13 protein-coding genes and 2 tRNA genes are annotated in these 13,135 nt (G+C 52.7%); 7 read left to right on the top strand and 8 right to left on the bottom strand.

Translation table 11 applies throughout. From position 1 onward, the window contains the following. Positions 1 to 59: 59 nt before the first annotated feature. Positions 60 to 809: a phosphoribosylglycinamide formyltransferase gene (gene purN, locus ACQE2I_RS10090; protein ID WP_427027984.1), complete on the bottom strand. Its 750-nt coding sequence runs from the start codon at positions 807 to 809 to the stop codon at positions 60 to 62. Then, the gene (purM, locus tag ACQE2I_RS10085) at positions 806 to 1,873 is read right to left on the bottom strand and encodes a phosphoribosylformylglycinamidine cyclo-ligase (protein ID WP_427027983.1); all 1,068 of its coding nucleotides are present in this window, start codon (positions 1,871 to 1,873) and stop codon (positions 806 to 808) included. The genes purN and purM overlap by 4 nt, the downstream gene beginning before the upstream one ends. Before the next feature lie 206 nt (positions 1,874 to 2,079). On the opposite strand from purM, the gene ACQE2I_RS10080 reads away from it, so the two are divergent. Together ACQE2I_RS10080 and hda are read left to right on the top strand one after the other, a co-directional pair. Continuing rightward, positions 2,080 to 3,210, top strand: a complete 1,131-nt coding sequence (locus tag ACQE2I_RS10080) for an AI-2E family transporter (protein WP_427027982.1) — start codon at positions 2,080 to 2,082, stop codon at positions 3,208 to 3,210. Next, the gene (hda, locus tag ACQE2I_RS10075; RefSeq protein ID WP_427027981.1) at positions 3,207 to 3,914 is read left to right on the top strand and encodes a DnaA regulatory inactivator Hda; all 708 of its coding nucleotides are present in this window, start codon (positions 3,207 to 3,209) and stop codon (positions 3,912 to 3,914) included. The genes ACQE2I_RS10080 and hda overlap by 4 nt, the downstream gene beginning before the upstream one ends. A 112-nt stretch (positions 3,915 to 4,026) precedes the next feature. On the opposite strand, the gene ACQE2I_RS10070 is transcribed toward hda, so the two are convergent. After that, complete coding sequence (locus ACQE2I_RS10070; RefSeq protein ID WP_427031434.1) at positions 4,027 to 4,401, bottom strand: phasin family protein; 375 nt, start codon at positions 4,399 to 4,401, stop codon at positions 4,027 to 4,029. A gap of 147 nt (positions 4,402 to 4,548) precedes the next feature. Between ACQE2I_RS10070 and ACQE2I_RS10065 the strand changes: the two genes are divergently transcribed. Continuing rightward, positions 4,549 to 5,925, top strand: a complete 1,377-nt coding sequence (locus tag ACQE2I_RS10065) for a class II fumarate hydratase (protein WP_427027980.1) — start codon at positions 4,549 to 4,551, stop codon at positions 5,923 to 5,925. Positions 5,926 to 5,950: 25 nt separating this feature from the next. On the opposite strand, the gene ACQE2I_RS10060 is transcribed toward ACQE2I_RS10065, so the two are convergent. Next, a complete protein-coding gene (locus tag ACQE2I_RS10060; RefSeq protein WP_427027979.1) occupies positions 5,951 to 7,021 on the bottom strand; it encodes an endonuclease/exonuclease/phosphatase family protein in 1,071 nt (356 codons plus the stop codon). A 203-nt stretch (positions 7,022 to 7,224) separates the two neighbouring features. On the opposite strand from ACQE2I_RS10060, the gene ACQE2I_RS10055 reads away from it, so the two are divergent. After that, positions 7,225 to 7,301: transfer RNA gene (locus ACQE2I_RS10055), tRNA-Val, on the top strand. A 24-nt stretch (positions 7,302 to 7,325) separates the two neighbouring features. Then, a tRNA-Val gene (locus ACQE2I_RS10050) sits at positions 7,326 to 7,402 on the top strand. 57 nt (positions 7,403 to 7,459) lie between these two features. On the opposite strand, the gene ACQE2I_RS10045 is transcribed toward ACQE2I_RS10050, so the two are convergent. The 4 genes from ACQE2I_RS10045 to ACQE2I_RS10030 all read right to left on the bottom strand — a co-directional run bounded on the left by ACQE2I_RS10045 (position 7,460) and on the right by ACQE2I_RS10030 (position 10,614). Further along, a complete protein-coding gene (locus ACQE2I_RS10045; protein WP_427027978.1) occupies positions 7,460 to 7,942 on the bottom strand; it encodes a GAF domain-containing protein in 483 nt (160 codons plus the stop codon). Between the two features lie 97 nt (positions 7,943 to 8,039). Next, positions 8,040 to 8,831: a MetQ/NlpA family ABC transporter substrate-binding protein gene (locus ACQE2I_RS10040; protein ID WP_427027977.1), complete on the bottom strand. Its 792-nt coding sequence runs from the start codon at positions 8,829 to 8,831 to the stop codon at positions 8,040 to 8,042. A 105-nt stretch (positions 8,832 to 8,936) separates the two neighbouring features. Beyond that, positions 8,937 to 9,590 carry a methionine ABC transporter permease gene (locus tag ACQE2I_RS10035; RefSeq protein WP_308322837.1) on the bottom strand — a complete coding sequence of 218 codons (654 nt, stop codon included), beginning with the start codon at positions 9,588 to 9,590 and terminating at the stop codon, positions 8,937 to 8,939. Next, entirely contained in the window at positions 9,571 to 10,614 is a 1,044-nt protein-coding gene (locus ACQE2I_RS10030; protein ID WP_427027976.1) for a methionine ABC transporter ATP-binding protein, read from the bottom strand. Before ACQE2I_RS10030 ends, ACQE2I_RS10035 begins: the two co-directional genes overlap by 20 nt. A gap of 315 nt (positions 10,615 to 10,929) precedes the next feature. Between ACQE2I_RS10030 and ACQE2I_RS10025 the strand changes: the two genes are divergently transcribed. Continuing rightward, complete coding sequence (locus tag ACQE2I_RS10025; protein WP_427027975.1) at positions 10,930 to 11,556, top strand: riboflavin synthase subunit alpha; 627 nt, start codon at positions 10,930 to 10,932, stop codon at positions 11,554 to 11,556. A 271-nt stretch (positions 11,557 to 11,827) separates the two neighbouring features. Next, a complete protein-coding gene (locus ACQE2I_RS10020; protein ID WP_427027974.1) occupies positions 11,828 to 13,126 on the top strand; it encodes an NCS2 family permease in 1,299 nt (432 codons plus the stop codon). The last annotated feature ends 9 nt before the right edge of the window (positions 13,127 to 13,135 follow it).

The following is a 13,135-nucleotide window of genomic DNA, read 5'->3' as shown; positions in this document are numbered from 1 at the left end:
AAAGCGCCTTACGGTTATTTCCGTAAGGCGCTTTTTAGTGCCTGCTTCTCACGCTAATCCTATGACTCTTTGTCGAGCTCCTCGTCAAGCTCTTCAGCGGCGTCGGTGTGGGAAAGCCGCATACCGTGTTCAGGTAGTAGATGGCCGTCCATTTTGGCGCCTTCGGCGCTGAACTGCAGCCTGCCTTCCAAAAACCACTGTACGGCAATCGGATAGATCAGGTGCTCGCGGGAGCGGATCTTTTCTTGCAACGTTTCTACCGTATCATCAGCGCTCACTTGCAGCTCGGCTTGGATGACCAGCGGGCCACCATCCAGCTCTTCGGTCACAAAATGAACGCTGCAACCGTGGCTTGTAACGCCATCGGCGAGGGCCCGGGCATGGGTGTTGAGCCCTTGATAATCCGGCAGCAGCGAAGGGTGGATATTCAGCATGCGGCCCAGAAAGCGCTGCACAAAGCGAGGTGTTAAAATACGCATAAAACCGGCCAGTACAATCAAGTCCGGCTCGTGGCGCTCAATGACTTTGATCAAAGCACCGTCATAGGCTTCACGGCTATCGTATTCTCGATGGGGAAGGGCAACCGCATCAATACCCGCTTCGTGGGCGCGCTTCAGGCCATAGGCGTCAGCGATATTGGAAATGACCGCGACAATTTCACCGCCGCCTAAATGGTCATGGGACTGGGCATCAATCAGCGCCTGTAGATTACTGCCGCTACCTGAAATAAGTACCACGATTCGGCGGGCGCCGAGAGGCTCTGGGGTAACGTCTTTAATGGTATCGCTTTGGTAGTCCGTATTGGTCATGCCGAGAGGTTCTCCAGAATAACGGCTTCCTCTTGGCGCCTAATAATCTGACCCAAATGGTAGACAGATTCACCCTCGTCTTCCAGGTGTGCCATTGCCTGCTTGGCCTGATGCTGGGGTACTATAATCACCATGCCAATCCCGCAGTTCAGCACACGGTGCATTTCCGTTTCGTTGACATTGCCGTTGGCCTGTAGCCAATCAAACACCGCAGGGCGCTGCCAGCTGTTGATGTCGATATGCGCAGCGAGGTCATCGGGCAAAACGCGGGGAATGTTTTCTAGTAGCCCGCCGCCCGTAATGTGCGACAAAGCGTGTACGGCAATATCGCTACCGCGCATTAAAGAGAGCAGTGATTTTACGTAGATACGCGTGGGGGCCATCAGCGCATCACCGAGAGACTGACCCTCAATGTCGGTCGTTAAAGGTGCGTTACTGACCTCGAGAATCTTACGAATCAGCGAGTAACCGTTAGAGTGTGGCCCTGACGATGCCAACCCCAGTATTACGTCACCTTCAGCCACTTTGCTGCCATCTAAAATGTCTGCTTTTTCAACCACACCCACGCAAAAGCCCGCTAAATCGTAGTCGCTGCCTTCATACATGCCGGGCATTTCGGCGGTTTCGCCGCCCACCAGGGCACAGCCAGCCAGTTCGCAGCCGGCACCAATGCCGGTAACCACGTCGGCAGCAATATCCACATCAAGCTTACCCGTGGCATAGTAGTCAAGGAACAACAGCGGCTCGGCGCCGGCTACGATCAAATCGTTGACACACATGGCGACCAAATCAATACCAATGGTGTCGTGTTTGCCAAGGTCCATTGCTAGACGTAGTTTAGTGCCTACGCCGTCGGTACCCGAGACGAGAACGGGTTGTCGGTAACCTGCCGGAATTTCGCAAAGCGCACCAAAACCGCCTAATCCGCCCATTACTTCTGGACGAGTCGTGCGTTTGGCAACGTGTTTAATGCGGTCAACTAAGGCGTTACCGGCATCAATATCGACGCCTGCGTCCTTATAGCTGAGGGAAGGAGTAGCCGAAGAAGAGGAGGTCTCGGTCATGACAGATCCTGTGAAGCAAATAACGGTGCGGGTAGTGCTGGCGACATGGCCAGTGCTGGGCTTAACTTCGGCTGATTGTATCACTCAGCGGCCCGCGCCGCACCGCCGGCGGACACGATGAAAAGCTACGAGCGACTTTCGCGCATATGCGGCATAGTAGTGATAAGTGAACGTATTCGGATTAAACCCATGATTGAGAGGGAGCTATGCGGAATTCTTGGTGGGGTGTCCTGTTTTTGGTGGTGATTGGTGGTTTGATTTTTTTGTTAGATGCCGTATTGATGCCTTTTATTGCCGGGATGATTCTCGCTTACTTAGCCGACCCGTTGGCAGACCGCTTCCAACGCTGGGGCATGAATCGGCCATTAGCGGTTAGCAGCGTGTTTTTGGTTCTGCTATTAGTGCTTGTGGCGAGTTTATTGATACTGATACCACTTTTGGTTCAGCAGCTTAAACAGCTGGGAGAGGCAATTCCGAGTATTTTTAACTGGGTAGAGAGCGTGCTTGCCCCCCAAGTGCAAGTGTGGACAGGCTACGACGTAACTGCGGAGTTAACCAATATTCGTGAGACCTTGGCTGAAAACTGGCGAGACGCGGGTGGGTATTTAGCCCAGGCGCTGGGTCAAATTGGCCGTTCGGGGATGGCGTTTGTCTCTTGGATTACCTATGTGGCCTTGATTCCTGTCGTTACCTTCTATTTGCTTTTGGATTGGAATCGGCTGCTCGACAATATCGCCAATTTAATTCCGCGCCAGTGGGCAGACGATACCTTTCGCTTAGCGCACCGCTGCGATGAAGTGTTGTCATCGTTTTTACGCGGTCAGCTACTGGTGATGCTGTGTTTGGGAATTATCTACGCCGTTGGCTTAACGCTGATGGGGCTTAATTTTGGCCTGCTGATTGGCTTTATATCAGGGTTGGTGAGTATCGTGCCGTTCTTGGGCTTTATTGTCGGTTTGGTTATTGCGTTGGTTGTCGCGCTGTTTCAGTACGCTACCTGGTGGGCGGTGCTGGGCGTTATCCTGGTATTCAGTATTGGGCAAATGGCTGAAAGCGTCATTCTCCAGCCTAAACTGCTCGGTGATAAGATTGGCCTGCATCCCGTTGCGGTGATATTTGCTGTGCTGGCAGGGGGCAACCTGTTTGGATTAACGGGGGTGCTGTTAGCGCTTCCGGTGGCTGCGGTCATCCTGGTGCTGCTTAAAGAAGTTAAAGTTCGCTATCAGCATAGTGAACTTTACGATGAGCACAATGCTGCTGATAATCAGACAATAATCGAGGTCAGTTCTTCGTACCATGATGAGCTGGGACATCGTGATGAACGGGAGTCACCATGAGCCGAATACCGGCACAGCTTCCCTTGGGGATTGGGCTGCGCGATGACGCAACCTTTGATAACTTTTACGCGGCGCGGTCAAATGCGCCGCTGGTTGAACACCTTACAAAGCAGTTAGCTTCAGGGGATGAGCCGTTTTTATACCTATGGGGCGCCCCTGGGGTTGGCCGCAGCCATTTGCTTCAGGCGGCATGCCACGCGGCGTCAGATGCTGATAAACGTGCGCTTTATTTACCCTTGGCCGACTTGGGCCACTTTCCACCGCTCATGCTGGAAGATATTGAGCGCCTGGATCTTGTCGCCATTGATGATTTGGAGTGCGTGATAGGGCGTAAGCGCTGGGAAGAGGCGCTGTTTCACGCTTTTAACCGGCTTAGAGATGCTGGCAAAAAACTAGTGATTGCATCTAGTGCGCCCCCACGGCAATTAAATGTGGTGCTGCCCGATTTAGCCTCGCGCTTAACGTGGGGCGTTACTTTTCACGTCCATCCTTTAGATGATGACGATGAACGCTTAGCGGCCCTTAAATTACGTGCCAGCGTGCGTGGCTTGCAGCTACCGGATGATGTGGGGCGCTATATTTTGCATCGCGGCCCGCGTGAGTTAGGCGAATTGTGCCGCGCGGTAGAAACCTTAGATAAAGCCTCACTAACCGCGAAGCGCAAACTGACCATCCCGTTCGTGAAATCTGCCCTTAATTGGTAACGCCGTCTAGGCAGCAACCCATTATTAAGACGCACAGACGCTAAAATGCCACCGCGACTAGGGCCAACGGTGGCATTTTATATTACTTACCAGCTTACCCATTCAGTAGCGGTTAAGCAGTTTTGCTCATCTTGCTAGCGACTGTTTGCGCTTGCTTGACGTTATCTTCAGTAATTTTCTGACTTTTTTGAATAAAGTCTTGCTGTAGTGCAACAGCTTTATCCGCATCGCATTTGGCACGCTCAGCCAGTTCTTTAGCGACTTTCTGTTGGCCTTCCATGTAGCTGCGAAGACCTTCAGCGTCTTTTACGTCCATCATTTGACGCATTTGAGCAATGCCGGTATCAACGTAGGTTTTGCTAGCATCCATTTGGGCGTTGATCATTTTTTCGCTGTAATCAATGCTCAATGCCATATAAGCGCGTACGGGTGCCATAAACATATTGTCAAACTGCTGGGTCATTTCGTTAGTATTTAAAGTGCGCATCGTCATACCCTCCAGGGTTTAGTCTTACCGAAAGCAGCTATCCTGAAGTCGGCGCTGCTTATTAGTGAGTTAGCTTTTTAAGCTATCTTGCGGTGCAGCATAGCAAGTCTTTTTGTGCGGTGCAACATTTTCATAGGAGGACGAGTAATGGCAACACGTATGGAACGCGACAGCATGGGTGAGTTAGCAGTGCCTGAAGATGCGCTTTACGGTGCGCAGACGCAGCGGGCGATTAACAACTTTCCGGTTTCTCATTCGCCCATGCCCCCGGCCTTTATTCATGCGGTCGCTCGTATCAAGCTGGCGGCCGCGCGTGCCAACCAAGCATTAGGAGGGCTCGATAGTGCGCGGGGTGACTCGATTCAAAAAGCCGTCCGTGAAGTATTAACCGGTAAACACGACCAGCACTTCCCCATCGATGTATTTCAAACCGGTTCAGGCACCTCCACCAACATGAACGTTAATGAGGTATTGGCGACTTTAGCAAGCCGGGAGGGGGTAGAGGTAACGCCGAACGACCACGTCAATATGGGGCAGTCGAGTAATGATGTAATACCCACGGCAATACACCTGTCAGCTGCCATCGCGGTGCACGAATCGCTGCGTCCAGCCCTTGTTCACCTGCGGGATACGATTGATCAGCGTGCTAGCGAGTTAAGTCATGTAGTCAAAACAGGCCGCACACACTTGATGGATGCCATGCCGCTGCGCATGGATCAAGAGCTGGGCGCCTGGTCGAGCCAATTGAGCCAAGCGATTGAGCGCTTCGATAGCGCCATGAAAAGGCTCTGCCGCATAGCACTGGGCGGAACGGCCGTGGGCACCGGGATTAATGCGCCTGACGGATTTTCCGAGCAGGTGGCGCAAGAGCTAAGTGAACAGACAGGGTTAATATTCACCCCGAACGATAGCTTCTTTGCCAGCCTCTCTTCGCAAGATGCTGCCGTAGAGCTTTCAGGGCAGCTAAAAGGCTTGGCCTGCGTGATTATGAAAATTGCCAATGATCTGCGCTGGATGAATTCGGGGCCGCTGGCTGGGTTGGGGGAGATTGAGCTTGAGGCGCTACAGCCCGGCAGCTCTATCATGCCGGGGAAAGTGAACCCAGTGATTCCTGAATCGGCTGCTCAAGCGGCCGCGCAAGTCATCGGGTTGGATACGGCGATTACCGTCGCTGGGCAAAGCGGCAATTTTCAATTGAACGTGATGTTGCCGCTGGTGGCGTCCAATTTATTGACATCGATTAGTTTGATGAGCAACACCGCAAGGCTACTTGCTGATAGGGCGATTGCGACCTTTAAGGTGCGGGAGGAGAACTTAAAAGGCCCGCTCGCTAAGAACCCTATTTTGGTCACGGCGCTAAATGGCGTCATCGGCTATAACGCTGCTGCCGCCATTGCTAAAGAGGCCTATCAGGCGGGTCGACCGATTATTGATGTGGCGGAGGAGAAGACCGAGCTTGATCGGGAAACGTTAGAGCGGCTGCTCGATCCAGCCGTGTTAACCAGGGGAGGTATCCCCGAGTAACACGGCTAGGTCAGATAGGTGGCGCTTAGGTCTCTTGTTTTTCGGTTTTACCTTCCTGAATCGTTTCGCTAGCCTCACGGCGCTCCTCGGTATCGGCTTCGGGCGTTTCATGCTCGTCTTTGCGTGAGGGGCGATAGCAAAAGGTGGCCAAAATAGGGAAGTGATCAGAACCGAAGTAGTTGAGCCGCTGCATGCTCACTAGCGTGAAGTGTTCGGTTACGAAGATGTGGTCAAGGGGCCAGCGCAACATGGGGTACTTGGCGTGAAAGGTGCTGTACAAGCCGCGCCCCTGACGAGGATCAAGCATACCGCCAATACGGCAAAATAGCCGCGTGGTACGTGACCAAGCCACGTCATTGAGATCCCCGGCCACCAGTGTCGGCTGAGGGTCTTCGTGAATCTTTTTGCCTACTAATAGCAGCTCGGCATCACGCCAAAGGGATTTCTCGCTCTCGCTGGGAGCCGGTGGGCGGGGATGGAGCGCATAAAAACGAATACTTTCACCGTTAGCAAGCGTTACCCGGGTATGGATAGACGGGATATCATCTTGAATCAGCCACTCCACAGAGGTATCTGTTAGTTCCAAGTGCGAGTAAAGATGCATACCGTAAAGATTGTCTAGCGGGATTTTAACGCTATTGGGCCACTGCTCAGCCAGCGCAGGATCTAACTGGTCTTGCCACCACTGATCAGACTCAAGTGTCAGCACGATGTCGGGTTGGTGCTGTTTGATTATATCGATCAGCGGTTGTGCCTGGCGGTTGGGTGTTAGCACGTTGGCAATGAGCAGCGTAATGGTTTTATCTGGGTCATTACCCTCGGCCGTTTTAACCTGTACCGGCCACAGCCGTGTCCAGGGTAAAATATAATAGCATTGAATAATTAACGTGATGCCTGAAGCGAGTAGGGCAACTGATAGCCATGGGCCAGACGCAACAAAGATGACGGCGAGCGCCCAGGTAATTAGCGCTAGGCTAGCGATTTGCAGGCGTGGAAATTCAAAACTGCGAATCCACCACCAGTGTAATTCGATGCGCGCAATGATCGTCGCTAACAGTAGCGTAATGGCGATGCATCCCAGCAAAATGCCCAGCATGGTTTTCCTCCCTAGAGATACCACCACAAACCAGTGAAGCGCTTAGACTAGCGCTATAAGGATATAAGTGTCGAATTGCGCGGCAATTTATAATCGTATAAACCGCTAGCGAGAGAGGGGGTAGAAAGGTAAATAGCTTGCAATTCAGTGATGAAGGCGTAAAATACGCATCCGTTGCTAGGCATGCTTGTGAATAAAGAAATAGGACCATAGCTCAGTTGGTTAGAGCGCCACGTTGACATCGTGGAGGTCGGCGGTTCAAATCCGCCTGGTCCTACCAGCCTTTATGTCAACACCCATTTTTAGGACCATAGCTCAGTTGGTTAGAGCGCCACGTTGACATCGTGGAGGTCGGCGGTTCAAATCCGCCTGGTCCTACCAGCTGTTATCAAAAACACCCCAGCTATTGCTGCCTGGGGTGTTTTTGTGTGGGCGTTATTAAGACGCATGTCCAAGGGCAGGTAGATCGGTTTGTGCTATAAACGTTGCCACCAACGATTCAATCCCGGCTTGATCCCGTTCTGTGAAGCGCGATTGGAGAGGGCTATCCAAGTCAAGAACACCCCATAAATAGCCGTTCACCACGATGGGAACCACCAGTTCGGCGCGGGAGTTGGCATCACAGGCAATGTGGTCGGCCACCGCATGCACATCGTCTACTCGCTGAGTGGTTTGCTGACGGGCCGCCGCGCCGCATACACCTTTGCTAAAGGGAATTGGGTGGCAGGCAGGTTGTCCCTGAAATGGCCCTAAGCCTAGCATTTCTGGCTGGCGCTGAAGATAAAAACCGACCCAGTTGAGGTCGCTAATCTGCTGGTGAATAAAGGCACCGGTTTGGGCGCTGTTGGTCAGCCAGTCCCGCGTGTCGAGCAGCGCTTCGAGCTGCCGATTGAGGAGTGGATAGTCAACACTGGTTTGCATGCGATGCTCCGTTTCTACTAACGCAACAGGCCGACACGCATAGAAGTTACCTATGCATGTCGGCCTGATGTTATTTAGGTATAGCTAGTTCGTGGTATTACTCGGTCCAGCCAGGAACCGCGGCGCCTTTGAACAGCTCTTCGGCTTTTTCAATCACTTCGTCGCGCTGATAAGCGTCGACTAGCTGGCGAATCTCTTCGCGCTCTTCATCACCACCACGTACGGCGATCAGGTTGACGTAAGGGGACTCAGGGCCCTCTTTGATCAACGCATCATCCAGGCTTAAGCCTGCTGGCTGCGCGAACGTATTGTTGATGAAAGCCATGTCGACATCGGGCAGTACGCGGGGAAGCTGAGCCGCTTCAATTTCGCGGAAGCGGAAGTCGCGCGGGTTCTCAGCGATGTCGATGGGGGTGGATTCGAGAAATTCGGGATCGTTAAGGGTGATTAGGCCTTTGTTATGCATCAAAATCAGTGCACGACCTTCGTTGGAAGGATCATTGGGTAAAGCGATTTGGGCACCGTCAGGCAGGTCGTCGATGCTGTCGTATTTCTCAGAATAGGCGCCAATCGGGTAAACGAAGGTGTAGCCAGCAATAGCTAAGTCGTAGCCACGGTCTTCAACCATCGACTGCAAGTAGGGTTCATGTTGATAGGCGTTGGCGTCTAGGCTGCCGTCGGCCAAGGCGACGTTAGGGGTAACGTAATCGGTAAACTCGATGATTTCGACATCCAGGTCGTACTCTTCTTTAGCGATACGTGCCGCGACTTCCATTACTTCGGTTTCTGGGCCAGCCACGGTGCCCATTTTGATGCTGCGCGTTTCAGCGTTAGCGACGTTAACCGCCAAGGCGAGAGCAGTAAGGCTGCCAATAATCAATTTTTGCATGAAATTTCTCCAATTGCGTTGAGCATTAATGGTGCAATGATGCGGCAATAAAAAACGGTTGTCTAATGCGTTTTGGTTATATTGATTTGCTGGGCTCTCAAACGATTATTTACGGTCACTTTTGCGCACCAAGTAGTCGCCCAGGCTTTGAAAACCTTGCACCATCACCACCAAAATCACGACCGTAATCAGCATAATGGTAGGGTTAAAACGGTTATAGCCGTAGCGAATACCTAAGTCGCCCAGCCCGCCGCCGCCGACAGCACCTGCCATAGCAGAGTAGCTGACAAGCGTGACAACGGTAATCGTTAAGCCGGTCATAATCCCGCCGCGTGCTTCTGGAATCAGCACTTTGCAAATGATTTGCCACGGCGTTGCGCCCATGGAATGAGCGGCTTCGATTAATCCAGGTGAAATCTCGTTAAGCGCGGCCTCGACTAACCGCGCGACGAAGGGAATGGCGGCAATAGTCAGCGGTACCGATGCGGCGTTAATACCAATCGACGTTCCCACCAGCATGCGCGTGAAGGGGATGATCGCTACCATCAAAATAATGAACGGAATAGAGCGGCCAACGTTGGTCACAATGCTAAGTACCTGGTTGAGCACTGGCTTTGCCAATATTTGCCGTGGGCGCGTGACATACAGCAACACCCCAAGCGGTAGACCGACAAGTGTTGAAATAAGCCCTGAGACGGCCACCATATAAAGGGTGTCCAGCGTGGCCTGTAAAATAAGATCAATCATTGCGCTGGACATGGCCGAGTACCTCTACCTGTAGTTGATGAGATTCAAGATAGGTCATGGCTTGCTGGGTTTGTTCCGGCGTACCTAACAGCTCTGCGATCATTAACCCTAGGGTGCGCTCCTGAATCGACTCTACTTTTGCTTGCAGAATGCTGACATCGACCCCGCATTCGCGAGCAAGCCGCGAAATCAGCGGGGTCGACACCGCGTCGCCTGAGAATGTTAACCGTACCACCGGGTGGGTATTTTCGCCCGGTACATCAACGAGCCTCTCCATTAGCTCTTTGGGCGGCGTTAGCTGCAGGAAGTCATTAAGAAACTCACGGCCAAGCTGGGTGCGGGGAGCGGTGAAGAAGTCGCCCACCTCCGAGTCCTCAACCAGTTCGCCGTCTGAGATCAGGCTGACCCGGTGGCAAATTGATTTAACGACTTCCATTTCGTGAGTGATCAACAAAATGGTGATGCCCAACTGATGATTGATATCGCGCAGTAGCTCGAGTATTGAACTGGTGGTCTGCGGGTCGAGTGCAGAGGTCGCTTCATCGCACAGCAGTACCTGCGGCTCACTGGCCAGCGCCCTGGCAATCGCGACGCGCTGCTTTTGGCCGCCAGAAAGCTGAGCAGGGTACTGGTTGGCTTTATCGGCCAAGCCCACCATCTCTAATAATGGAATGACGCGTTCACGAACGGTATGGCGTTTCTGGCCCATCAGTTCAAGCGGTAACGCAACGTTGTCGAATACTGTGCGCGTGGTCAGCAAATTGAAATGCTGGAAAATCATACCAATACGGTGGCGGGCCCGATTGAGAGCGGGGTTACTTAAGCGCGTCATTTCTTGACCATCTACTGTGACGCTGCCGCTTGTCGGGCGTTCTAGCAAATTCACGCAGCGAATCAACGTGGACTTACCTGCGCCAGAAAGGCCGATGACGCCGTGAATGGTGCCTTTAGGTACAGTGAGGTTGGCTGCTTTAAGCGCATGGACGGCGCTTGTGCCGCTACCATATGTTTTACTGACGTTGCTAAGTTCAATCATAGCGTCTGCCTTACTGGTAGGCCGAAGACGAAGTGCGGGAGAGTAGGAGCAGGCGTAGGGCGGGGATAAAAAAGCCACCCTCGTGGGTGGCCATCAACGCTGGACACACCCTTTTAGCTGCACTTCACTAGGCTGCTGGCCTGGCGGACGCCCGCAAGATGGGTACAAATCGGCGTCGTTACATTTGCGCCAAAAGTCTAAAGATAGGTGGCATGTATGTCAATTAGCAACGAGGTGGCTGCACAAAGATGAGGCAGCAGTAGTAAGCTGGCGGATTACATCCATTATTTTTACGAGTTTAAGGAGCAGGGCGCTATGTTTACCGGCATTGTTCAAGGGGTGGCCAAAGTAGTGGCGGTGAGTGAGTTGGAGAGTTTTCGCGTACACGTGGTGGAAATGCCCCCCTCAATGCGTGAAGGGCTTGAGGTAGGTGCATCGGTTGCTCATAACGGCGTGTGCCTAACGGTGACAGCGATTGAAGGCGATAACGTTAGTTTTGATTTGATGCGTGAAACGCTGCGTTTGACTAATCTTGGTGCAGTTACTCAAGGTCAATACGTCAATATAGAGCGTGCGGCGCGCTTTGGTGACGAAATTGGCGGCCACTCTATGTCGGGCCACATTATTTCAATGGCGGACGTGGTAGCGATTGAACAGGCTCCCCATAACCGTCGGCTGTGGTTTTCTCTGCCCGAAAGGCTAGGCCGGTTTGTGTTTGAAAAAGGCTACATCGGGGTGGATGGGATTAGCCTGACCATCGGCGATGTACGCCCAGCGGAGGGCTGTATCGAGTTCAGCGTCAATTTAATTCCTGAAACGCTGTCGCGCACCACGCTGCAAAACCGTGTGCCAGGGGATCAGGTCAATATTGAAATTGATCCGCAAACCCAAGTAATCGTTGAAACCGTTGAGCGCGTTCTTGCTCAGCAAAGCAGGGTTTAGTAATGCCAGGCTTAGCAAAACGGGGCCCAACACAAGTGCTCCAACAGCATCGATAAGTAAGTTTATTTGTCTTACGATTGACCGATCGGTTAGGCCGCGATCTAAAGATTGCTGTGCATTAAGCGGCGGGGCTGTTCCCGCTTACATTGGTCGCCACGCCGAAGCGCTCGCAACCCTGGGTGCCTTTAGGTAGTATGTGCGGCTTTTCTCGGCACCAGAACGCGCGCACTCATGCAGCCATGCGACGTTAGCGCTAAGGATAAGAAGACTTATGAAACTTCTGGACAACTATTTCAAGCTCTCTGAGCACAAAACCAATGTGAAGACAGAAGTTATCGCCGGGGTTACCACCTTCCTGACGATGGCCTACATTATTTTTGTAAACCCGAGCATCCTCTCTGAAGCCGGGATGGACTACGGTGCGGTATTCGTAGCGACCTGTCTGGCTGCGGCTATCGGCTGCTTTGTAATGGGGCTGTGGGCCAACTATCCCATCGCTCAGGCGCCGGGAATGGGCTTGAACGCCTTTTTCACCTACGGCGTGGTGTTGGGGATGGGCTATACCTGGGAGGCGGCGTTAGGGGCGGTCTTCTTCTCTGGTTTAACCTTCTTCTTGCTCAGTATTTTTAAAATCCGCGAGTGGATCATCAATTCTATTCCCATGACCTTACGGCTGGGTATTGCCGCCGGCATCGGTCTTTTCCTGGCAATGATTGCGCTTAAAAATGCCGGTATCGTGGTGGCTAACCCCGCTACCTACGTTTCGCTGGGTGATCTTTCTCAGCCACCCGCTATTTATGCGCTACTAGGTTTCTTTGTGATTACCGCGCTTTCTTACTTGCGTGTCACCGGTGCGGTGATGATCGGCATTTTGGGAATTACCGTGATCGCGATGGTGCTTGGCCATAATGAGTATGGTGGCCTGATGTCGATGCCTCCATCTATTGCCCCTACCTTTATGGCCATGGATTTAATGGGCGCGCTCGACGTAGCAATGCTCAGTGTGATTTTTGCTTTCCTATTTGTTGACCTGTTTGATACCTCTGGCACGCTGGTCGGCGTTGCCCATCGAGGTAAACTGCTCGATAAAAATGGCAAGTTGCCGCGCCTAGGGCGTGCCATGATGGCAGACAGCACGGCCTCCATGGCGGGTGCTGCGTTGGGTACCTCAACGACCACCAGCTATATTGAATCAACGGCGGGTATTGCCTCGGGCGGCCGTACTGGGTTAACCGCGGTGGTGGTTGGTGGTATGTTCCTGATCAGCTTATTCTTCGCGCCGTTGGCGGGCTCAATTCCCGCCTACGCGACGGCCGGAGCGCTACTGTATGTGGCGGTGCTGATGGCTGGCAGCTTGGCACATGCTAACTGGGAAGATCCCACCGATGCCGCCCCGGTGCTGATTGCCGCTTTGGCAATGCCGCTAACGTTCTCGATTGCTGAAGGGATTGCGCTAGGCTTTATAAGCTATGTGGCGATCAAGGCGCTATCGGGCCGCTTTCGTGACCTGAATCCGGCGGTGGTTATTTTGTCACTGCTGTTTGCGACGAGATACCTTTTCTTAGTTTGATCAATCATT

The organism is Halomonas sp. H2 (genome assembly GCF_050215315.1).
GTDB lineage: Bacteria > Pseudomonadota > Gammaproteobacteria > Pseudomonadales > Halomonadaceae > Vreelandella.
This window is presented reverse-complemented; position numbering and strand designations above follow the sequence as displayed.